The 19508-nt window shown below is 45.4% G+C and carries 28 protein-coding genes; 17 read left to right on the top strand and 11 right to left on the bottom strand.

What is annotated here, in order from left to right:
* Together KBY68_RS11345 and KBY68_RS11340 are read right to left on the bottom strand one after the other, a co-directional pair.
* A partial coding sequence (locus KBY68_RS11345; RefSeq protein ID WP_255097292.1) for a DoxX family protein occupies positions 1-339 on the bottom strand: 339 nt, incomplete at its 3' end.
* Between the two features lie 208 nt (positions 340-547).
* A complete protein-coding gene (locus tag KBY68_RS11340; RefSeq protein ID WP_255097291.1) occupies positions 548-808 on the bottom strand; it encodes a PM-15 family protein in 261 nt (86 codons plus the stop codon).
* Between the two features lie 33 nt (positions 809-841).
* On the opposite strand from KBY68_RS11340, the gene KBY68_RS11335 reads away from it, so the two are divergent.
* Positions 842-1426 (top strand): pyridoxamine 5'-phosphate oxidase family protein, encoded by a 585-nt coding sequence (locus KBY68_RS11335; RefSeq protein WP_255097290.1) that lies wholly within the window; start codon positions 842-844, stop codon positions 1424-1426.
* Here the strand turns inward: KBY68_RS11335 and KBY68_RS11330 are convergent.
* On the bottom strand, positions 1423-1830 hold the full coding sequence (locus KBY68_RS11330) for a DUF1499 domain-containing protein (RefSeq protein WP_255097289.1): 408 nt from the start codon (positions 1828-1830) through the stop codon (positions 1423-1425). The genes KBY68_RS11335 and KBY68_RS11330 overlap by 4 nt on opposite strands.
* 81 nt (positions 1831-1911) lie before the next feature.
* On the opposite strand from KBY68_RS11330, the gene KBY68_RS11325 reads away from it, so the two are divergent.
* On the top strand, positions 1912-2127 hold the full coding sequence (locus KBY68_RS11325) for a Nif11-like leader peptide family natural product precursor (protein ID WP_255097288.1): 216 nt from the start codon (positions 1912-1914) through the stop codon (positions 2125-2127).
* Here the strand turns inward: KBY68_RS11325 and KBY68_RS11320 are convergent.
* Positions 2124-2705 carry a hypothetical protein gene (locus KBY68_RS11320; RefSeq protein ID WP_255097287.1) on the bottom strand — a complete coding sequence of 194 codons (582 nt, stop codon included), beginning with the start codon at positions 2703-2705 and terminating at the stop codon, positions 2124-2126. The genes KBY68_RS11325 and KBY68_RS11320 overlap by 4 nt on opposite strands.
* On the opposite strand from KBY68_RS11320, the gene KBY68_RS11315 reads away from it, so the two are divergent.
* A complete protein-coding gene (locus KBY68_RS11315) occupies positions 2683-3348 on the top strand; it encodes a methyltransferase domain-containing protein (protein ID WP_255097286.1) in 666 nt (221 codons plus the stop codon). The genes KBY68_RS11320 and KBY68_RS11315 overlap by 23 nt on opposite strands.
* On the opposite strand, the gene KBY68_RS11310 is transcribed toward KBY68_RS11315, so the two are convergent.
* The gene (locus KBY68_RS11310; RefSeq protein ID WP_255097285.1) at positions 3345-4118 is read right to left on the bottom strand and encodes a sulfite exporter TauE/SafE family protein; all 774 of its coding nucleotides are present in this window, start codon (positions 4116-4118) and stop codon (positions 3345-3347) included. The genes KBY68_RS11315 and KBY68_RS11310 overlap by 4 nt on opposite strands.
* On the opposite strand from KBY68_RS11310, the gene KBY68_RS11305 reads away from it, so the two are divergent.
* From KBY68_RS11305 to KBY68_RS11290, 4 genes are all read left to right on the top strand, one after another.
* Positions 4042-4941 carry a methyltransferase domain-containing protein gene (locus KBY68_RS11305; RefSeq protein WP_255097284.1) on the top strand — a complete coding sequence of 300 codons (900 nt, stop codon included), beginning with the start codon at positions 4042-4044 and terminating at the stop codon, positions 4939-4941. The genes KBY68_RS11310 and KBY68_RS11305 overlap by 77 nt on opposite strands.
* A gap of 81 nt (positions 4942-5022) precedes the next feature.
* On the top strand, positions 5023-5976 hold the full coding sequence (locus KBY68_RS11300) for an orange carotenoid-binding protein (protein ID WP_106499223.1): 954 nt from the start codon (positions 5023-5025) through the stop codon (positions 5974-5976).
* Complete coding sequence (locus KBY68_RS11295; RefSeq protein ID WP_255097283.1) at positions 5976-6698, top strand: fatty acid desaturase; 723 nt, start codon at positions 5976-5978, stop codon at positions 6696-6698. Before KBY68_RS11300 ends, KBY68_RS11295 begins: the two co-directional genes overlap by 1 nt.
* Before the next feature lie 25 nt (positions 6699-6723).
* Positions 6724-7053, top strand: a complete 330-nt coding sequence (locus KBY68_RS11290; protein WP_106499169.1) for a fluorescence recovery protein — start codon at positions 6724-6726, stop codon at positions 7051-7053.
* Between the two features lie 28 nt (positions 7054-7081).
* On the opposite strand, the gene KBY68_RS11285 is transcribed toward KBY68_RS11290, so the two are convergent.
* From KBY68_RS11285 to KBY68_RS11275, 3 genes are read right to left on the bottom strand one after another with little or no spacing between them, the layout of a single operon-like run.
* Entirely contained in the window at positions 7082-7846 is a 765-nt protein-coding gene (locus KBY68_RS11285; protein WP_255097282.1) for an SDR family NAD(P)-dependent oxidoreductase, read from the bottom strand.
* A 16-nt stretch (positions 7847-7862) separates the two neighbouring features.
* Positions 7863-8459 carry a carboxymuconolactone decarboxylase family protein gene (locus tag KBY68_RS11280; protein WP_106499167.1) on the bottom strand — a complete coding sequence of 199 codons (597 nt, stop codon included), beginning with the start codon at positions 8457-8459 and terminating at the stop codon, positions 7863-7865.
* A gap of 35 nt (positions 8460-8494) precedes the next feature.
* On the bottom strand, positions 8495-9712 hold the full coding sequence (locus KBY68_RS11275) for an amidase family protein (RefSeq protein ID WP_255097281.1): 1218 nt from the start codon (positions 9710-9712) through the stop codon (positions 8495-8497).
* 44 nt (positions 9713-9756) lie between these two features.
* Between KBY68_RS11275 and purT the strand changes: the two genes are divergently transcribed.
* Both purT and KBY68_RS11265 read left to right on the top strand, forming a co-directional pair.
* The gene (gene purT, locus KBY68_RS11270) at positions 9757-10989 is read left to right on the top strand and encodes a formate-dependent phosphoribosylglycinamide formyltransferase (protein WP_255097280.1); all 1233 of its coding nucleotides are present in this window, start codon (positions 9757-9759) and stop codon (positions 10987-10989) included.
* 29 nt (positions 10990-11018) lie between these two features.
* On the top strand, positions 11019-11480 hold the full coding sequence (locus KBY68_RS11265) for a cupin domain-containing protein (RefSeq protein WP_255097279.1): 462 nt from the start codon (positions 11019-11021) through the stop codon (positions 11478-11480).
* A gap of 28 nt (positions 11481-11508) precedes the next feature.
* Here KBY68_RS11265 and KBY68_RS11260 read toward each other — a convergent pair whose 3' ends face one another.
* A complete protein-coding gene (locus KBY68_RS11260; RefSeq protein ID WP_255097278.1) occupies positions 11509-11931 on the bottom strand; it encodes a cupin domain-containing protein in 423 nt (140 codons plus the stop codon).
* Between the two features lie 8 nt (positions 11932-11939).
* Positions 11940-12944: an NAD(P)-dependent alcohol dehydrogenase gene (locus KBY68_RS11255; RefSeq protein ID WP_255097277.1), complete on the bottom strand. Its 1005-nt coding sequence runs from the start codon at positions 12942-12944 to the stop codon at positions 11940-11942.
* Between the two features lie 77 nt (positions 12945-13021).
* Between KBY68_RS11255 and KBY68_RS11250 the strand changes: the two genes are divergently transcribed.
* The 8 genes from KBY68_RS11250 (at position 13022) to KBY68_RS11215 (ending at position 18082) form a co-directional block, all read left to right on the top strand.
* Entirely contained in the window at positions 13022-14695 is a 1674-nt protein-coding gene (locus KBY68_RS11250; protein ID WP_255097275.1) for a protein adenylyltransferase SelO family protein, read from the top strand.
* A gap of 77 nt (positions 14696-14772) precedes the next feature.
* On the top strand, positions 14773-15699 hold the full coding sequence (locus KBY68_RS11245) for a ubiquinone biosynthesis protein COQ4 (protein ID WP_255097274.1): 927 nt from the start codon (positions 14773-14775) through the stop codon (positions 15697-15699).
* 264 nt (positions 15700-15963) lie between these two features.
* Positions 15964-16329: an AbrB/MazE/SpoVT family DNA-binding domain-containing protein gene (locus tag KBY68_RS11240; RefSeq protein ID WP_106500868.1), complete on the top strand. Its 366-nt coding sequence runs from the start codon at positions 15964-15966 to the stop codon at positions 16327-16329.
* A gap of 97 nt (positions 16330-16426) precedes the next feature.
* Positions 16427-16717, top strand: a complete 291-nt coding sequence (gene sepF, locus KBY68_RS11235) for a cell division protein SepF (protein WP_255097273.1) — start codon at positions 16427-16429, stop codon at positions 16715-16717.
* 48 nt (positions 16718-16765) lie between these two features.
* Complete coding sequence (locus tag KBY68_RS11230; RefSeq protein ID WP_255097272.1) at positions 16766-17128, top strand: hypothetical protein; 363 nt, start codon at positions 16766-16768, stop codon at positions 17126-17128.
* 153 nt (positions 17129-17281) lie between these two features.
* Positions 17282-17479 (top strand): hypothetical protein, encoded by a 198-nt coding sequence (locus KBY68_RS11225; protein ID WP_255097270.1) that lies wholly within the window; start codon positions 17282-17284, stop codon positions 17477-17479.
* Positions 17458-17697, top strand: a complete 240-nt coding sequence (locus KBY68_RS11220; RefSeq protein WP_255097268.1) for a DUF2811 domain-containing protein — start codon at positions 17458-17460, stop codon at positions 17695-17697. The genes KBY68_RS11225 and KBY68_RS11220 overlap by 22 nt, the downstream gene beginning before the upstream one ends.
* Positions 17698-17941: 244 nt before the next feature.
* Complete coding sequence (locus KBY68_RS11215; RefSeq protein ID WP_255097267.1) at positions 17942-18082, top strand: hypothetical protein; 141 nt, start codon at positions 17942-17944, stop codon at positions 18080-18082.
* Here the strand turns inward: KBY68_RS11215 and KBY68_RS11210 are convergent.
* Complete coding sequence (locus tag KBY68_RS11210) at positions 18077-19456, bottom strand: radical SAM/SPASM domain-containing protein (RefSeq protein WP_255097266.1); 1380 nt, start codon at positions 19454-19456, stop codon at positions 18077-18079. The genes KBY68_RS11215 and KBY68_RS11210 overlap by 6 nt on opposite strands.
* Between the last annotated feature and the right edge of the window lie 52 nt (positions 19457-19508).

Genomic DNA, 19508 nt, shown 5'->3' with positions numbered 1-19508 from the left:
CCAACTGCCAATTAACTCAGATAACCCGGCCGCATAGGCAAAGAAAAGCGGAAAGGGAAGATGCAAGGATGCAACATAGGTGTCTGCAAATTGCTGTGGATCAGCAAGCTTTTCTTGGCCGTGGTGAATCATCATCACACCAACTGCAATACGCAGTAAAAGCAAGCCAATTGAAGCGATGTAGTTCTGCTTCAATAGGTAAGACTTAAGAACCGGCTGGAGGTTTGTTAAGATAGAAGTAAACCCAAAACTGGGAAGCTTCTTTACCGTTAGAAACCAAAGAGCAGCGCAGGAAGCTAAAAAACCTCCGGCCGACTCGAGCAAGATCGGATTGGTCATGGAAGGAGAAATAGGTTTGAAAAAGTCTGACGCGTGAGATTGCGAAATGTGAAGCGATCTCAATCGCTGGGCATGTCTGGTTGAGCGAGCGCTCCAACAATCCAGGCACCTATGAGAAGCACTGCAATGGCAGCGGCGGGGGAAACATCCATGGCTGTGTGTTGACTTTTGTTAACAAACTGTAACGTTTCAATAAGCTGGTTGGTGGCTAGGCAGAGATTGGCTTGTGGTGCCGCCTACGGCCGAGCGGTTCGATCCAATCGTTTAAAACAAGTTTGTGCCTGAGGAGTTGTGAAGGAATTCGGCAACCAAGATTGATGACGCCGGAATCGAGAAGCCTGCCAAGTTTTAGGGCCGTTGCCTCTTCATCGCGGTTAAAGCGGTTTTGCTGAGTCGCCAACCAATCAATTTCTTGTTCTGTGATAACTCCGGTGCTCAGGGATTCGAGAAAAACCTCACCAAGGGTCATGGCCGATAACTTAACGAACCGTTACATTATGGCTTGAAATCGCTTAGGGCGTTGGAAAACCACATACCAGCCTGGAGGCAGGTTTTAAGTGCTGCCCAGGCTAAGGAAAAAAATTCAATTTCTAAAAACTGGGTTCAATTAGCCACAACAGCAACCGATGGCAGCCCCAGGGTGCGTACCGTTGTTTTTAGGGGTTGGCACGGGGCAAGTGAACTAGACCTGCTAACCGATAGAAGGAGTGAGAAATCACTCCAAATTCAAGAGAACCCAAGGATTGAAATTTGTTGGCTGCTGCCAAAGGCAAAAAGCCAATTTAGATTTCGGGGAATCAATACATCTCTAACTGCAGAGAGAGAAAAGGAAGCCGTTCACCAGCACTGGCAAAAGCTCTCAGCGAAAGCAAAAGCATCATGGTTTTGGCCAGCGCCGGGATTGTCCTTAAATTCAATAAGCAATTTTCCGCTACAGGTGCCTGAAGAAACCCCTCCTCCAGATAATTTTGAGCTTATCCGAGTTAATTGTGAGATGGTTGAACTGCTGGAATTAGTTAGTACCCCCCACAGAAGATTCTGTTGGAAAGCAGAAAATGGATGGCTTAAGGAAGCTATAAATCCTTAAATTGAGGGGATAAGTGCATGGATCTCAGTTAAACGTTTGGCATTAACACCTAAATCAGAATCACCAAGCCTAGAAACAGAGCGGGCCTGCAAGAATCCGCGGATAGGATCTGCATAAAGTTCTAGATCATCTACAAATCCAAAAAAGGCACTGCTAACCGTTGCGTGAATATAGCCATTTTCCTGCTCTACCAATTCAGTTCGTGGCATTTTTTCTAACAATGGAACCAATTTATTAAGAACATCCGATGGTTGAGCAACAGACCAATTCGCCCTTGCGCAATGGGCCGGTGAGGCACAGGGGGATAATTCAGCATTGTGAACTCCCAAATCAGTTGGTTCAGGACCTACAAGCTGGAAAAAACTCAAGGAGAGTAAGATGATGCAATTAATTAAAAAATTCATTCAATAGCAGATTAGAAAAGGGGGATTGTAGCGAAATGAAGCCAAACTATGCAATCATAACTCAATTGAGGTTTTTGCAGCATGTCCCTTGTTGAACTTAAGGCATTCATGGCACTACTACAACAAGATGAAGAAATTAAAAAATTAGTGCTTTCTGCATCAACCGCTGATGATGTTGCATTGATTGGCAAAAGATATGGGCTTGAGTTTTCAGGCGATGAACTTTTAAGAATATCAGGGCAAAAATTCGATCGGGTAACGGTTCATAAAAATACTATTCCTGGTGAATATAATTAAACAGAAGTATCTGCTTTTAAAATCCATAATGCAAGTCCACCGCCTCTACCACGGGCAGCCAACCAACCATTGCTGTTGCGAGCTATGAGGGCAAAAAATGGCATTTTTCGGGATGGGGGTTGGGGCAGATTGCGTTTGAATATCACAAATGAGCCCAGAGAAACAGAAACATACTGGAAGGTAAAAAACAAAATTGGCCTTACACCATTTAGAAAGGCTTTGCCAACAAAGCTCAGCTGTAAAGACCCAATGCTTACAGAATTAATAATTTGAAAGTGATTTGCATCAATAGATAAGCGCAGGCAAGCACTAAGATTTTTCAGCAAACCAGCAGCAAAGGTTGACGGAGATTTACTACCTTTAGACCACACACGCTCGAGATACCAAGAACCAAGCAAATCGTTAGGATTCAAACCACTGCCATTGGCACGGGCCTTTTGCTCAAGCAAGAGGAGCTCCTCAGCAGAGGGGATAGCAATTTGCAAAGCTGGATAATCGAGCACGCAATCGCAACAATAAGCAACCATAATAGCGGGGCAACAAGCAAAGGTATTGGTGAACACACCGGTAGAATTCATTTCTGTTCTCAACAATCAACAACGAGTTAAGCAGGATGAAAGCAATGATGAATTATTTTATTCAATGCCAAGATTTGTTCAACATCTCGATGGGGGTTTTCGCAAGGAGCTAACTAATCTTTATAGCGAGAGGATTGAACCGGGTTCAATAATATTAGATTTAATGAGCAGCTGGGTAAGCCATCTTCCAGCAAGCAACAACTATAAAGAAGTTATTGGCCATGGCTTAAATGAACAGGAATTAAAAGCCAATAAGCAACTGAGTAGCTATTGGCTGCAGAATTTAAATGTAAATCAACACCTACCTTTAGCAGATTGCCAAGTAGACACTGGATTAATTGTTGCAGGTTGGCAGTACTTACAAAAACCAGAGGCTGTAGCATCAGAATTATTTAGAGTTGTTAAACCAGGGGGAATATTAATTGTGAGCTTTTCAAATAGAATGTTCTCCAGCAAAGCGCCATTAGCATGGCTTGAATCAAGCGACAGGGAAAGATTAAATCTAATCGCAAAAGTAGTAAGGCATCAAGGTTGGCATATAGAAGAACTAGTTAGCAAAGAAACCATAGATACCGGCCCACTAAAATGGTTTGCAGGCAAAGGAGATCCATTTTTTTCTGTTATCGCTAGAAAACCAACTTAAATTAAGCCACTAATCAAACCGATGGAAACAACAAATAACATTACAGAAATAGTAATCCTAATCGACGTGTAAGTGACTTTTTTTAGCCACTTAACAGCAAGAAATGCACCAATAAAAGCAGACATTGAGGCTGCGGCAGTTAAACTCCAATCCACGGCAAACGATTGCTGGTAAAAACCAACACCGTATACAAAAAGCCTTGCAATATCAACCATAACAGCTATCACAACACCTGTTGATATAAATGCTTCTTTTGATAGATTTAAGTTTAATAGAAACATACTTCTGAAGGCACCTTGGTGACCAGAAAAACCTCCCAAAAAACCAGTCACAATGCCGCCAACAGGTAGCCATCGCATTGGCAGGGCGATTGATTTAAATGATTTAGAAAAATCAAGAAACAAGAAAATGAGGATCAAGATGCCAACACTTAGATTAATCAAAGTTATTTGAAATTCCGAACCAAAGAAAAAATATTTGTAAATCGGTTCAACTGATGCAAAAACATTAAGCAAACCGGCGCCAATAAAAGCTGCAAAAAGGGCGGGAATGCCAAATTTTATTACTACAGCACTGTTTGCTTGTGATCCAACCAGTGCAAACTTAAACAAATTATTTAACAGGTGAACAATCGCAGTAATTGCAATTGCAAGATTTAAGGGAAAAAAAATAGCAACCACTGGCATCAACAAAGTGCCTAAACCAAAACCTGAAAATAGGGTTAACGCCGATGCAAGTAGTGCTGCAAGGCAAACAACAATATATTCCATGGGAATTAAAAAAAGAAGCTCTCATATCCCCATGAAAGTCTATAATAGGCGTAAATCGGATCTAGCAATGGAAGATGTTGTGAAGGCCTATTACGGCAAAGAACTCAAGAGCAGCGCTGATTTAAAAACCAGTGCCTGCTGCGATGCAAATGCAATTTCAAACTCCCTAAAACAGCTGCTAGCAAAGGTTCATCCAGAGGTTTGCAAGCGCTACTACGGTTGCGGGCTTGTATGTCCGGAATTAATAGAGGGTTTTAGGGTTCTAGATCTTGGAAGTGGAGCTGGTAGAGATGTGTACATATTGGCACAGTTAGTTGGCTCCAAGGGAAATGTTGTAGGCGTTGATATGACGAAAGAACAATTGGAAATAGCCCAAAAACATAAAGAATATCACGCTGAACAATTTGGTTATGCAAACGTTGAATTTATTGAAGGAAGAATTGAAGAATTAACCGAACTTGGTTTGGGAAAAAGCAGCTTTGACTTAATTGTAAGCAACTGTGTGCTAAACCTTTCAACAAACAAGCCCGCAGTGCTAAAAGGAATAAAGCATTTACTTAAACCTACCGGAACTTTTTATTTTGCTGATGTATACTCGGATCAGCAGCTTCCACAGGAAATTAGTAGCCATCCTGTGCTTTACAGCGAATGCCTTGGAGGAGCCCTCTACTGGAGGGATTTTGAAGAAATGGCCATAGCAACTGGATTTAGAAATCCAGAGCTAATAAATGTAAAAGATCTAGAAATTGATGCCAACGAACTAAAAGAACTTGTAGCGGATATAAAATTTTCATCTAGAACCTATAAATTAACAACGGTGTAGCCACCTAAGCCCACAATTGGTGTAGCACCCCCAGGGCGTGCTATACTGTTGAAACAATCCTTAACAAAAGGCCGTTCGCTCATGTTCACGATTGAGAAGGCGTCACAGATTTTCCCTGAAACCCTTACCGCAGACGTGGTTCCTGCTATCACAGCTCGCTTCGAGCTGCTTAGCGCCGAAGATCAACTGGCCCTCATTTGGTATGCCTATCTAGAGATGGGCAAAACAATCACAGTGGCAGCCCTGGGCGCAGCAAGCATGCAGTTTGCAGAGCGCACCCTGGCGGAAATCAAGGCAATGAGCTTTCCAGCCCAAAGCCAAGCAATGTGCGACCTAGCCAATCGTTCAGATACAGCTATTTGTCGCACCTATTCAAATTGGTCTGTAAATATCAAACTTGGCTTTTGGTACACCCTTGGGGAATGGATGGCAGAGGGTACTGTTGCTCCAATTCCTGAAGGTTATCAACTATCAGCAAACGCCTTAGCCGTTTTGAGCTCAGTTAAAACCGTGAGTAGCGGTCAGCAAATCACATTGCTCCGTAATTTTGTTGTTGACATGGGCTTTGATCCCAAGCGCGAGGGTGCTCAAATAATCAGCGAGCCTGTGGCACCTCCAACCCCAGCCCAGCTTCGTGAGAAGGTTTCTATTGAAGGAGTAGACAACCAAACAGTATTGAGTTACATAGAGCTGCTTAATGCTAACGATTTTGATAATTTAATTCAATTATTCCTGCCAGATGGTGCTCTCCAGCCACCATTCAAAAAGCCAATAGTTGGCTCAGATAATATCCTCCGCTTTTTCAGGGAAGATTGTCAGAATTTAAAACTGCTTCCCGAGCGCGGCAAAGCTGAGCCCGCTGATGATGGTTTTACACAGGTAAAAGTAACTGGAACCGTGCAAACCCCATGGTTTGGTGCTGGCGTTGGTATGAATGTTGCCTGGAGATTTCTTCTAGACCCAAATGGCAAAATCTATTTTGTTGCTATTGATTTACTTGCATCTCCAGCTGAACTTCTAAAGTTTGCTCGTTAATGCTACCAGCAGTTGTTATTGCCAGCTTGTGGATAACTTCTTTTCTTAGTGTCCTTTCATTCAATCTGCAATCAACACCAATTCTATTTGTGTTGATTGCAGTTTTTTTTAGAACATTTCTTCAAACTGGGCTATTTATTATTGCCCATGATGCAATGCACTCTGTTTTGTGCAGATCGAATCTGAAACTAAATAACACATTAGGCTCTATTTCATTGGCACTATATGCTTTTCTACCATTTGGTAATTGCAGTAAAAACCATAATCTTCACCATAAACATCAAGCCACTGAATTGGATCCAGATTTTTCTTCGGCAAATAATAAAGGAATTTTAAGTTGGTACTTTAAGTTCATGACTGGATACTTAAGTTTAACACAAATGGTAATGCTTTTGTGTAGTTGGGGCTTGCTATGGTTTGCATTTAAAAGTGTTACCCCATCAGCAATGCTAAATGTGTTTATTTTTTGCATTGTTCCGCTACTTTTAAGCTCTATGCAATTGTTTATATTTGGTACTTATTTGCCCCATCGCCACCAAGGGGCTGGCGAGGCCAAACAACAAGCTCAAAGCCTAGAACTACCACCTTTGCTATCACTGTTGGCCTGCTACCACTTCGGGTATCATAGGGAACACCACATCAATCCCTCACTTGCCTGGTTTGAGCTTCCCGCTGCCCGTTGTAGATCGAAAGAGCTCGCGATCAGCGGAGAACTCAATTAGGATCTTTTAAATTAATTTTCAAAATATGGTTGACACTGTTTTAGAAGGCTGGACAACCAGCGAACAAACCATCGCTAAAAGCGCTTTTGATCAGGCCTATGCGAGGTCTATAGATCAACTGATTAAATCTGTACGCTCTAAATCTGAGCAGCTAGATACGGCTGAAACCATTTGGGCACTTCATGATTATTTAAGTATTCAACGTCACACCATCGAGGGCCGTTTTGATTTTAGGCCAGAAGGAATATTGTTTGTGTTCGCCCGGCTAGTAAAAGATGAACTGCTCAAGTTATCTGAACTTGATGGACTAGATAAGGAAAAGCTAACTAAGATTGCTGCAATGGCACGCTTCTAAGATTCAGGTTGTTTTTGTGTTGTTTTGGTTAGATACCCAATGTTTCACCGCCATCTAAATAAAGATCGTGAAAGGATATATGTGATGAATCTGGCGAAAGTAAAAATGCTGCAGCTGCTGCCACCTGATCTGGTTGGCCCACATGGGCATCAGGTATTGGCGGTCGAAAGGATTCAAGGTTTCCATCAGCTAAATTGGCCATATTTGGATGATCAGCAATTAATTTGCGCATCATCTCCGATTCAGTTGGCCCTGGTGAAATCAAATTAATACGTACCCCATGGGGAACTGTTTCCAAGGCAAGCACCCGCAAAGCTTGGCGCATGCCAGCTTTTGCGGCACCATAGGCCACTTGGCCTAAGCGAGGAAAACGCCCAGAGATTGATCCTATAGCAACAATAGATCCAGATTTTCTACTTATCATTGCTCGGGCATAATGCTGAGCAGTGAAGAAAACACCATACAAGTTTATCGCAAGTACGCTATCAATCTCGGCTCTTGAGGTGGTTAAAGCTGAACTAGAGATATAAATACCAGAAGCAATAGCAACCCGCTCAGCTTCATTTGATTTTTCAACAAGTGCTGCTATTGAGCATTCATCTGCAAGATCAACATGTAACACATCAACCTGTAAACGGTCTGATCGAAGTGTGCTTGCAAGAGAATCCATCTCGGCATTTGAAATCCCCGCAAGCACTAGGCGAGTTGTCCAGAGTTCCCTTGCCACCCGGTGGGCGATCGCAGCTCCGATCCCGTGGGCGGCTCCCACCACAACAGTTGTTCCAGATTCCATGTGAATTCAATTCTCCCTACGGCATAAGGCTTGGAGCATTGATAAACGGCTCCTCTAGGGGAACTTGCAAGACATTATTGGTTAAAGCGAACAACACGTATTGTGAAACCAAGGAAATTAAATCTATTACTTGTTGAGCACTTATCTGGGCAGAATAAGTTGTCCACAGTTCAGCAGATATGGTTCTATCAACAACCATAGCTTCCGCAAAGCACAATAGGGCTCTATCTAAGCCAGTGAAAAAATCAAAATTTCCGTTACGCACAGCATCGATCTCATCATTGCTTACCCCAAACTCACAGGCAACAGGTACATGATGCTTCCACACATAATCGCTTGCATATAAGCAACCAATTCGCAAAATCACCAATTCTTGTTGGCGTTCAGCAAAAGCCATTGCACTTTTACTGGTAACCCACCAATCAAGAAATCGGGCAAGTAGTTCAGGGCTGTGCATAAGTTGACCAAGCACATTTGCTGGAAAACCAGAACCCTTGAGGCCAGCACCTGGAATACGCTCAAGAATTGCGCAACACTCAGCACTTAATTCCTCGGTGGAAAGACATTCCAACCTTGCAGTGGCCTCATTTGGATGCAGGGGGGGAATAGACATAGGCTGAAAATTAATCACTTTAAACTAATCCATTATTAGGATATGGGCAAATTTAGTAGCAATTGATCACCGCCTGAATGGGTGATTAAGCCTAAACCAACAGGTAGGCCTTCAATATTATCAAGGGTCCCTGGCCAACACAGTTGCGGTAGCCCACCAATGCTGGCAAGGGCTCCAAGTTGCAGCAAGCGGTGAATAACATTGCTTTTGCTGCGATCAGAACCAAGACTATTGCGTAGGGGGGCAACTGTTGGTGTGCAAGGCATCAACAACAGAGCAGGGGCATCACTGCTGGAATTGGGTGCTAAAAGTTGGTGCAACTTTTTTTGCAAATTGAGTCGCTCTATTTGGGCGGAAGCCAAGAGATTGCGATCGCGGTTTGCTACTAAAGAGCAATTACGCGCAAATGTTGTGCCAACAGGCAACTGAGGTGGCAAATGGGAGAGGCTCGATTCAATTTCAGCCCATTGCACTACCTCAAGCAGGTTTTTTAATTGCTCTGTACATGAAAGATTCAACACCGCTAATGGCCATTCCTGAAGTGTTAATCCCAAACGGCTAGCCAAGTGCTTGCATTTTTCTTTTAATGGTGCCGCCACTGCGGGATCAGCCAGCTCCCATAGTTCAGGAATCCAAGCAATTGCGCGAATAGCAGTTGTTTCAGCAACTGGATTGCCTAGCTGAAGCAAGGTAAACATCCCTTTTCGCAGTAGCTCAAACGATGAGGCGAAGAGGCCCACCGTGTCGAGGCTTGGCGCTAGAGGTGCCACCAATTCTGTGGATATCAAGCCGTGGCTAGGACGCATTCCCCATAAGCCACACCAACTAGCAGGGGCGCGAATTGAACCAGCCGTATCAGTGCCAAGGGCTATGTGAACCTCACCAAGTGCCACGGCTGCAGCACTGCCACTGCTTGAGCCCCCGGGAATTCTGCCCGGGGCCTTCGGGTTTGGAGGTGTTCCACCCCAGGGATTCTCACCAGCCAAACCAAAGGCGAATTCATCAAGCCAAGTAGTGCCGAGGCATCGGGCACCAGCGGCCAATAACAACTCAATGGCAGGGGCTGTTGAATTACATACGTTCTGTTTGGCTGCCCAATGGGGGTTACCACAACCCATTACACACCCCCTCAACGCCATCAAATCCTTAACGGCAAAACGAACATCAGCCAAAATCGGCGATTTATGCATCAATGCAGCCTGTTCCCCAAGGTTCAAACGACGGGTCCAGATCGGATCAGGCTGGGTTTGCATACAAGCTGGGTGGGGTTTAAGTAGAAAGATCAAAGCATCGGCTAATGATGAATCCAGCTAGCGATTTCACTCTTCCCCGCACTCTGATGCTGCTTGGCAGTGGCGAATTGGGCAAGGAGGTGGCAATAGCTGCAAAAAGGCTTGGCTGCCGCGTAATTGCAGTGGATAGTTATGGGGGTGCACCGGCTATGCAAGTGGCAGATGAAGCTGCCGTGGTGGCGATGGGCAATCCAAACGCGCTGAAGGCAGTTATACGCGCCCATAAACCGGATGTGGTTGTTCCAGAAATTGAGGCTTTAGCGGTTGATGCCCTTAGTGAACTTGAGGCAGAAGGGATCACCGTTATCCCAACAGCTCGGGCCACGGCTGTAACGATGAATCGCAACAGAATCCGCAACCTGGCGGCCGATGAATTAGGGCTACGCACTGCCCGCTTTGCCTATGCCAAGAGCAGCGCTGAATTAGCAGCAGCAGCACAAGATCTCGGCTGGCCTGTGGTGGTAAAACCGGTTATGAGCTCCTCCGGAAAGGGGCAAAGTGTGGTGGATACACCAGAGGCAATCACTGCTGCGTGGGAATACGCGATGGCAGGCGCCCGGGGCGAAAGCAACTTAGTAATAGTTGAGGAATATTTGCATTTTGAATTGGAGATCACACTTTTAACCGTGAAGCAATGGAACGGCCCAACACTATTTTGTCCACCGATCGGCCACATACAGGAACGGGGCGACTACCAATGCAGCTGGCAACCAGCTGAAATACCCTTAGAGAGCTTGCAAAAAGCCAAAGAAATGGCATTAGCTATTACCAATAATCTTGGTGGGGCTGGCCTATTTGGGGTTGAGTTTTTCCTATGCCGCACTGATGATAATTCAGCTACAGCAAAACAATTTGAGGTGGTTTTTTCAGAACTTTCACCTCGGCCCCACGACACTGGCCTTGTAACACTTGTTGGACAAAATCTTAGCCAGTTTGAACTACACTTAAGGGCTATATTTGGCCTACCAATACCAGCAATTAATAGCCTTGGAGCGGCAGCAAGCCGTGTAATTTTAGCTGATAGTTTAGGTGCGCCTGTTAGCTACAGCGGCATCGAGGCAGCCCTAGCCGAAATTGATAACGAAATATTAATATTTGGCAAGGAAGAAGCAAGGCCCCAAAGACGGATGGGGGTGGCATTAGCCCGTGGAAGCAATGAAACTGAAGCACGCCGCAAGGCGGATGCAGCTGCCGCTCAAGTGAAAGTAAACGTGCAGCCTAGTAGTGTTGTTGCGTAAATCACTAATTACCGATAAGGAAACGTTGCATGTTTAAAAAGATTGCTGCTGTTGGTTTTTTTGTTTTGATTGCCGCTGGCTCAGCCCTTGCAAAACCAGAGCTTGGTAAAGACAACGGCAAAATGCCGTGGGTAGTTAATATTGATGAGATCACAACATTAAATACAAATTTTCGTACCACCCATTGGACGGGTAAAAACCTTCAGCTAACAGTTATGTCGTTAAAAGCAGGCGAAGAAATCGGTTTAGAAAAGCACGATGTTGGCGATCAATTCATACGTGTTGAAGAGGGTAATGCCCGTGTTGTAATGGGTGCAACCAAGAACAAAATGACATTCGACAAAAAAGTATCGGCAGACTGGGCAATTCTAATACCAAGTGGCTACTGGCATAATATTATCAATATCGGCGACAAGCCCCTCAAGGTTTATGTTCTTTACGCGCCACCTGAGCACCCCGCTGGCACAATAGACAAAACATTTAAACATTAAATCCATACACAAAGTAACTAAGTTCTATTTAAAGATTACGCAATACCTCTAGATCCTCAGCATCGAGCGGCGTTGGCACCCCAGCGCGTAGTAGCCGGGCGAACTCACCGCCGTCATTTGCTAGCAAAGTAATCAAATAAACGCGCCCCGGACCCGGATTTTCAAAATCATGGGAAGCATCAGGAGGTGTAATAACACGATCTCCACCACGGGCCAAGATCGCCCCTTCATCGGTGTGAAAGATCACCTCACCACGAAGCACGAAAAATGCTTCAATTGCATCATGGTGCAAATGTGCTGGAACGCGATCACCAGGATCATGGATTTCCAGAAACCAAGTAAATGATCCCCCACACATCTCAGGATCAACCAAAATCGCTAAACGGCAATGGTCATTGCTGTTAAAACGAAAACCCTCCAGCTCATCAACGTTGCTAAATTTTAGTTTCATAGAAGAGATTAATTTCCAATTAAATCAAGAACAAAGCGATAACGCACATCGCCCCTTTGCAAACGTTCAACCGCTTCATTAACACGATTGATCGGCAGATGCTCAACCTGCGGGCGAATGTTATGACGCACACAGAAATTAACCATTTTCAGCAAACTAGCTGGGGATGAAGTGGGGCTACCGGTGATGGAACGCCTTGCCATTATCAAATCAAAAGCACCCACTTGAATTGGTTCAATAACGGCTCCTAATTGGTGCAAGCGCCCAAGGGGGGCAAGGGATGCCATCACAGCAGCCCAATCGAGCGAATGATTAACAGTATTAATAATAAGGTCGAACTTACCGGCCAAATTAGATAGCTGATCAATTGATTCCACCTGGTGGGCACCAAATCGCTTTGCTTCCTCCGTTTTAGATAAGTTGGTTGTGATTGCAGTTACCTCACATCCCCAGGCCCTGGCGAACTGGAGGGCTATGTGCCCCAAACCGCCAATGCCAATAACAGCCACATGGGCTGTTGGTGAAACCGCTTCATCGATTAATGGCGAAAATACTGTTATCCCAGCGCAGAAAAGAGGCCCGGCAACTCCAGGATCAATGCCCTCGGGCAGGGGGATTGCCCAATCTTGATGGGCTGTTACATGACTTGCAAAGCCACCCTGACGGCCAACGATCGTGGCCTCCAATGACGCACAAAGATTACCCGTACCGCCAAGACATTGAATGCAATGACAACAGCTACCACTGATCCAGCCAAGCCCACGCAACTCGCCAATCACATCGGGGTTAACGGCGCTGCCAACACTCACAACCCTGCCCACAACCTCATGGCCAGGTATCAGTGGGTAACTAGTTATGCCCCAATGGTTATTGAGCATCGAGAGGTCGCTGTGGCATAAACCGCAATGCAACACCTCCAGCACTAGTTCGTTGGCAGCCGGCTCAAGCAGTGGGCGCTCTGCAGCTTGCAATTTGGCACCAGCTTCACTTGCTTGCCAAACAGTTATGCCCATTGTTGCTACTTATTTGCCAAGATACTTACCTTAACGGTTTTGCTTAGCCAAAGCAGCTCAAAACTCAGAAAAAACCAGTGCACCTAACAAATTTTGCTGAGTTTGCTCAACAGGCTGATTATTCGCTGCTGGATTCGCTTAATGCAGATCCTCAAGCAACTAGCGATGGCAACGATCACAGGCCACGGCAGGTGTTCAGCGGTCACTATGTGCCCGTAAAGCCAACGCCGCTTCCAAAGCCGGAATATGTGGCCCACAGCAGCACCCTTTTCAACGAACTAGGGCTAAGCGAAGAGCTTGTTAATAATGAAAAGTTCAGTCGTTTGTTTTCTGCTGATATCAGCGTTGCGCAGGAGCCGATGCGCCCATATGGCTGGGCAACCGGATATGCCCTATCGATATATGGGAGCGAATACATCCAACAATGCCCATTTGGCACCGGCAACGGCTACGGCGATGGCCGAGCCATATCTGTGTTTGAAGGCTTGTTCAATGGAAGCCGGTGGGAGATGCAATTAAAGGGCGGTGGGCCCACCCCCTATTGCCGTGGCGCAGATGGAAGGGCTGTGCTGCGCTCAAGCGTGCGTGAATTTTTGGCCCAAGAATTTATGCATGCCTTAGGGGTTCCCAGCTCACGCTCCCTAACGTTGTATGTGTCGCACAGCGAACAAGTAAGCAGGCCCTGGTATTCAGCAAATTCCAGTTCCTTTGATCCCAACATCATGGTGAACAACCCTGCGGCAATCACCACAAGGGTGGCAGCATCATTTCTGCGGGTGGGTCAACTGGAACTATTTGCCCGCAGGGTTCGCAGCAATGCCCATCCAAATGCATTGAACGAGCTGCAGATGATCGTGATGCATTTGATCGAACGCAACTACCGCCAGGAAATTGATCGGAATTTGGATTTCAGCGATCAGGTAATAGAGCTGGCGAGATTATTTCGAGCACGGCTCGCTGCATTGGTAGCCAACTGGATTCGGATTGGCTACTGCCAAGGCAATTTCAACAGCGACAATTGCGCCGCTGGTGGTTTCACCCTCGACTATGGGCCATTTGGTTTCTGCGAACTCTTTGAGCCAAGATTTCAACCCTGGACCGGGGGCGGTGAGCATTTCAGCTTCTTTAACCAGTCGCTTGCGGCTGAAGCCAACTACCAAATGTTTTGGTTAGCACTAAGGCCGCTGCTTGAGGGCAACAGCGATGCTCTAGCCAGATTGGATCTGATTCGAGAGGGATTTGGTGAGGTTATGGATAGGGAAATAGAAGCCATGTGGGCTAGCAAGCTTGGTTTAATCAACTACAACGCTCAACTTGTAAATGAGCTGGTTCAGTTGATGTTCAGCTCCAAAGCCGACTACACCATCCTATTTCGGCAGCTTTCTGAACTCCCAGAGCAATTTGCAGCTCTGCAGGAAAGCTTTTACCTACCTTGCCCAGAGGAGCTTAAAAGTAAATGGACAAATTGGCTGCAACGCTGGCGCGACGAGATCAAAACCAACGGCAACCCAAAGGAAACCTCCGCAGCTATGCAGAGGGTTAACCCCAAATACACTTGGCGCGAATGGCTGATCGTTCCCGCCTATGAGAAAGCTGCCCAAGCTGATTACAGCCTAATCAAAGAGCTGCAGGCGGTATTCAGCAATCCCTACACGGAGCAATCAGCGGAACTAAACGCGAAATACAACCGTCTCAGGCCCAAGGAGTATTTTAGTGCTGGAGGCGTTTCCCACTACAGCTGTTCTTCGTAAAGATGTCTATAAACCCCAGCCGGACGCTTTCCGCAAACCTACGCGAATGTTTGGCAAACGCCGGCTTGGCTTCTTTAATGACGGTTGCACGCTTAAAAGGTGAGCCATCAGAGCGGGCGCTTACGGGTATTCGGGCAATTCGAGACCATCTGCTTAAGGTTGAAAAAGAGCTTGATGATCTCCCGAGCCTCCAACCAGAGGAGATGGCAAAAGCAATCACAAACTGTGATCCAGATCCTGAATGGCGTGAGCGCATTCTGCGGGGGATGACTTTGGTGGCCATGTTTGATGGGGAGCCATCAGCCTCGGCTTTAAACCTGCTGGAGCAAACGGCAAAAGCATTTCAAGTTGAGGCCAATCCCGTTAATACCTATCGCAATGTGATGGAGGGAAGAATGCTGGCCACTCGATTTGACCTGATGCGCAGGAGCTTTGTTCGCGATGCTGTTGCAGCCACGATGAAGGCTGGTGGATTACCAATGTTTGCCGCAACCCTTAAAGCGCTTAGCGGTGTGCGTGATGAAACAGTTCTAAAGCGGTTTGAATCACTAAAACACTACCCAGATGAAAGCTTTGGCAAGGCTTATTCGGAATTTCTCGATCGCAATAATTTTAATTACCCTGGCGATACTGGTGGCATACCAATTCCTGTTTTCCGACACGACTGCTGCCATGTTTTAGGTGGATACGGAACAACAGCAGCTGAGGAGGGCGCTGTGATTGGATTCCAGGCGGGTTTCGAAGGCTTGGATCCCTTTGATGTTTTAATGTTTGCGATGGCGGAGTTTGAACTTGGTATTGGTGTTTCACCATTCATACCCGGTGAATTTGGAAAACTTGATCCGGAACGGATGTTTGCGGGTATGGAGCATGGCAGTTGTGTTAACACAGATCTAATAAGGGATATTGATCCTTGGGACTACTTTGAAGAGCCCCTAGAAACCGTGCGTACCAAGTTCAACATAGTTAAACGTGGGCGTGAGCCTGAGTATCCAGCCGCTTAACTGAAGCCCCCATTGCGTTTACCAAAAGCCCTTGGAGTGGAGCCAAAGGCCGAGGAGACCCATAGGCACCAATACGGCGCCAAGAATTTGCAATTTGATGGCAAACGGCGAGGGTTGCTTTTTAAGCGCCATGGAAATAGAAGGCAATTAAGTAATTTTAGCCAGCATAGGCCTTGTATTGCCTCTCCCAGGCATTTTGATCAACAGATACTTGCACATAACTTGCAGAGTGATATATTATGAGTGCACCAAATCGCTCACCTCATGCTCACTGGATCAGAACTACTGGCGGCTGTTAAGGAATTTGGCGACGGCTCTAAATCTGCTCTGGTTAAATCCTGCGGTTACGTAAGCAAAAAAAAGGATGGCTCCGACAGGCTTAATTTCACCGCCTTCTATGAGGCATTGCTAGAAGCCAAAGGTGTAAACCTTGGTGATGGCGGCCAGGTAGGTAAAGGTGGCCGCAAGCTCAGCTTTGTTGCAACCGTGCAGGGAAATGGCAATTTATTGATCGGTAAGGCCTACACGGCAATGCTTGATCTAAAGCCCGGCGATGATTTTGATATCAAGCTTGGCCGTAAGCAGATTCGCCTCAAGCCAGTTGGAAGCACAGAAGAAGAAGAAGATTGATCTGTTAACGCTTCAATCCACTTGCCGGTAGCAAAAGCAACAACGGCCGTTTGCTACTAGGCAATTATTCAGGTTCCTTCTGGATTTAATTATTCAGATGGAATCTGAATTTTGTTTCTTGCCACCAGAACTGCTGATCTTGCATTGCAGCAAGCATGCTGATGCCTTTATTGCTGCTACTGCGATTAGGGAGCAAAAAAGCGTGTTGATCAATACCCAAGAAATGGAGCCAAAAGCAGCGCAACGGCTATTGGATTTTGTTGCAGGTGCTGTTCATGCCTTATCAGGTAATGCCCTAGGCATTTCGGCTGATTGCTTTTTATTTACGCCCTATCAGGTGCTGGTAGATCTCATGCCATCTGACGAATCAGATTTTGTCCATACCTAACGCCAACAGCTCAATTTCCAAGCAAAACTGTGAGGTCTGTTACAGCTAATGGCCCGCCTAGAGATGCAACTAGAGCTATCTGAGGCAGCTATTGCTGATCTCCCCCAGGCATTAGAGCAATCAGCGTTGGAATTAAATGCCCAGTTGTGCTGGCCTGATCCCCATAATGCCAGCATTGCCTTAATGCTTAGTAAAAGCAATTTATTGGTGCGGATCCTTGTTGAACTAAACAGTGCTGGTAAATGCGTATTGCTTTGCAGCAGTTCAGAAGGGATGGGTAATCGGGCACCACTAACAACAGCTGTACTAGAGCAGCTGCTTGCAAGCCTTAAAAAGCAGCTGCCAGAACTCTCGCTTAGCTATCGCTCAGACCTAGATGGCCCGATCCGAAAGCCGAGCAGCAGCACTTAAAAGCAGCCGTTAACAGCAGTGATCAGCACTGCTAAACAGAGCTGCAATTCACAGCAGGCCAGTAGTTTTCAACAGTTTTTCCACAAGCCGCTGAGCTCTTTTGTGAGCGTGCAGCTGGTATTGCAGGCGACATCTGGGAAAAGCTCTTTCCCCTTGACAGCAAGCAAAAGCAAGCTCTGGCCTGATTTTTGCGCTGGCTTAAAAACTGGTAAAGGCCTGCTGCTGCTTGATTTTGTTGTTTTTTATACAAGCGATGCATTTTTTATGGCTGCTTTGACGGCAGCAGGGCGGGTGTGCGCTGATGGATGCAGTGATCGCTTGTGCGTTGAATGGTTGTGGTTCCAGATTTGATGCCGGCTCATGTGAGTGTGGAAAACGAATTTCCAGAAGATTTATTCAATGCAATGGCAGTTTTTATCCAACAACACCCTGAATGGGATCAATACCGCCTGGTCCAAGCATCGGTGGCAGCATTCCTGTTTCAGCAAGGCTGCAAGGAACCAGCAGTAGTACAGCACTACCTAAATGGTTTATTCCAACGGCCACGGCACGTAAATTGCAAGATCTAGCTTTATTAAATAGATAATTACTTGATTACCTATACCTTGGATAATAGGTAGCTCTGCAATAGCCTCTATTGCAAATGTAGTCTCTATTGTCAATATATACAGGCTCAACAACCCTAATAATTCTCACCGGAGCCACATTATGGTTAGCTGACTGAGAAGATACAGGTTCGGTCCACTTTTCTCCATTAAAAAACATATTCACATATCCACCTTTACCGTCTTCGCAACTAAGAGCGGTAGTTCCATGAAATTTGCAGCCGCCTGCATAAATAGGGGGCGCAAACAAAGCCGAGCACCCAATACCTATGAACAAAATAAACGTTTTGAGATTTTTCATGATGTAGAAATAGATAAGAAAGAATACCGCAGTTTAAGGGAGCTATAAACCATCCTGAGCAACCATTAGTTGCTCGCTCTGCCGTTTGCTGGGTGATTCGAGACCCATTTCAATAGATAAATGCTTATGAATTTCACTCATCTGCATTGCGCTTGGCTGCCCACCCTGTTTCTCGGTGGCTGCATATACCCTTTCAGCAAGGCGGGCAATCAATGCACTGGCGGCGCAGCCATGGCCAATAGAGCGGTATTGATCCTTCCATGGATTTAGAAAGGTTTCTACAAAATTAGCCAGTTCATTATGTTCAAATAACTTGTATACTGGATTTATAGCTGCAGCATTTAAAACATTAAAAAAGTTGTCCTCAGATATATTCCCTAGCCACCCTCCAGCAGGAGCGTATAAACAGCTACGTACTCCACCATCAGGTGCGATATGCAGATAGTAAGGTCTATGGAAACCTTTACCAGCACATGGTGAGCTAAGAGCTAGTTTATCAATTTCATGATATTGATCAGAGAAACCAGTTAAATTTTTTGCTGCACCAACATCCACCATCTCCATTGGTGTTGAAACCATGAATTGAGGATAGCCTCCGATTGATTCATGCAGCAGCTTGATGGCTTGTTGACGAATTAACGGATTGGGTTCAGTAATTACAAATTCGTACGGCTGGTTTTGTTTTTCACAGAGTGATGCAACTCTAATTACACGATCCAATAATTCAGGATACTGAAGATACCTGTCATCCAAGCTAAGCGCTAATCTGCCCAGCCCAATCTCTTTTAGATATTCAACTAATGATGAATCGGTTGGGAAGACCATGTCTCCAATTTTAATATTTTGATGATTTCCCCACCAGGCATTGGTATTAGAACGAGCCGGAGTACCTATATTATTCGCGTAAGCAATCAGCTCCAAGATGGGACTATGGGGCATAAACGTTTCTCCCCCTGTTAGGTTGCAGCCAGTTCTTGTTAAGCCCAAACATTTGGCTTCCAATAATGCTTTTTTGACAATTGCTATATCTAACCATTCAGAAGGGCCTGCAGGTCGTATAGGTGCCTGCAGGCAATGCGAACAGGCAAAATTGCACGAATAGGTAATCTCAATATTTACAACAGTAACAAAGATAAATGGAAACTTTGCATCAGAAGTTTTTGGCTCATCCCTTTGCAGCAAACCTTTTTCAATAAACCATGCAACTGCATCAAAACTAATCTGATTGGAATTAGTAAAAATTGAATTTCTTGCGATTTCTTGAAGTTGCTTCTCGCCAATACTAAGCTCTGCTGGAATAATGCTTTGTAAGTCGCTGAATCGTTTCAATTGATTTATTTGCCTTAGTGCAGCTGATCTAAAAAGAATGAAGGGCAGTGACTCAGGTGAATTAGTCATATACGTAGATTTAAAATCAACCAATTTATACTAACTAAGTTTGCAGCTAATGCAGCAACCAATCTTTAAGAAAAGG

It is taken from the genome of Synechococcus lacustris Maggiore-St4-Slac (assembly GCF_024345595.1).
GTDB lineage: Bacteria > Cyanobacteriota > Cyanobacteriia > PCC-6307 > Cyanobiaceae > Synechococcus_D > Synechococcus_D lacustris.
The sequence above is the reverse complement of the archived record's forward strand: the minus strand, read 5'-3'. Positions and strand labels throughout refer to the sequence as shown.

Coding starts and splice junctions, on each gene's coding strand:
- KBY68_RS11340 (WP_255097291.1), bottom strand. CDS start 808: ATGACCCTTGGTGAGGTTTTTCTCGAATCCCTGAGCACCGGAGTTATC.
- KBY68_RS11330 (WP_255097289.1), bottom strand. CDS start 1,830: ATGAATTTTTTAATTAATTGCATCATCTTACTCTCCTTGAGTTTTTTC.
- KBY68_RS11325 (WP_255097288.1), top strand. CDS start 1,912: ATGTCCCTTGTTGAACTTAAGGCATTCATGGCACTACTACAACAAGAT.
- KBY68_RS11320 (WP_255097287.1), bottom strand. CDS start 2,705: ATGAATTCTACCGGTGTGTTCACCAATACCTTTGCTTGTTGCCCCGCT.
- KBY68_RS11310 (WP_255097285.1), bottom strand. CDS start 4,118: ATGGAATATATTGTTGTTTGCCTTGCAGCACTACTTGCATCGGCGTTA.
- KBY68_RS11300 (WP_106499223.1), top strand. CDS start 5,023: ATGTTCACGATTGAGAAGGCGTCACAGATTTTCCCTGAAACCCTTACC.
- KBY68_RS11295 (WP_255097283.1), top strand. CDS start 5,976: ATGCTACCAGCAGTTGTTATTGCCAGCTTGTGGATAACTTCTTTTCTT.
- KBY68_RS11290 (WP_106499169.1), top strand. CDS start 6,724: ATGGTTGACACTGTTTTAGAAGGCTGGACAACCAGCGAACAAACCATC.
- KBY68_RS11285 (WP_255097282.1), bottom strand. CDS start 7,846: ATGGAATCTGGAACAACTGTTGTGGTGGGAGCCGCCCACGGGATCGGA.
- KBY68_RS11280 (WP_106499167.1), bottom strand. CDS start 8,459: ATGTCTATTCCCCCCCTGCATCCAAATGAGGCCACTGCAAGGTTGGAA.
- KBY68_RS11275 (WP_255097281.1), bottom strand. CDS start 9,712: ATGCAAACCCAGCCTGATCCGATCTGGACCCGTCGTTTGAACCTTGGG.
- purT (WP_255097280.1), top strand. CDS start 9,757: ATGATGAATCCAGCTAGCGATTTCACTCTTCCCCGCACTCTGATGCTG.
- KBY68_RS11265 (WP_255097279.1), top strand. CDS start 11,019: ATGTTTAAAAAGATTGCTGCTGTTGGTTTTTTTGTTTTGATTGCCGCT.
- KBY68_RS11260 (WP_255097278.1), bottom strand. CDS start 11,931: ATGAAACTAAAATTTAGCAACGTTGATGAGCTGGAGGGTTTTCGTTTT.
- KBY68_RS11255 (WP_255097277.1), bottom strand. CDS start 12,944: ATGGGCATAACTGTTTGGCAAGCAAGTGAAGCTGGTGCCAAATTGCAA.
- KBY68_RS11245 (WP_255097274.1), top strand. CDS start 14,773: ATGACGGTTGCACGCTTAAAAGGTGAGCCATCAGAGCGGGCGCTTACG.
- KBY68_RS11240 (WP_106500868.1), top strand. CDS start 15,964: ATGCTCACTGGATCAGAACTACTGGCGGCTGTTAAGGAATTTGGCGAC.
- sepF (WP_255097273.1), top strand. CDS start 16,427: ATGGAATCTGAATTTTGTTTCTTGCCACCAGAACTGCTGATCTTGCAT.
- KBY68_RS11230 (WP_255097272.1), top strand. CDS start 16,766: ATGGCCCGCCTAGAGATGCAACTAGAGCTATCTGAGGCAGCTATTGCT.
- KBY68_RS11220 (WP_255097268.1), top strand. CDS start 17,458: ATGGTTGTGGTTCCAGATTTGATGCCGGCTCATGTGAGTGTGGAAAAC.
- KBY68_RS11215 (WP_255097267.1), top strand. CDS start 17,942: ATGAAATTTGCAGCCGCCTGCATAAATAGGGGGCGCAAACAAAGCCGA.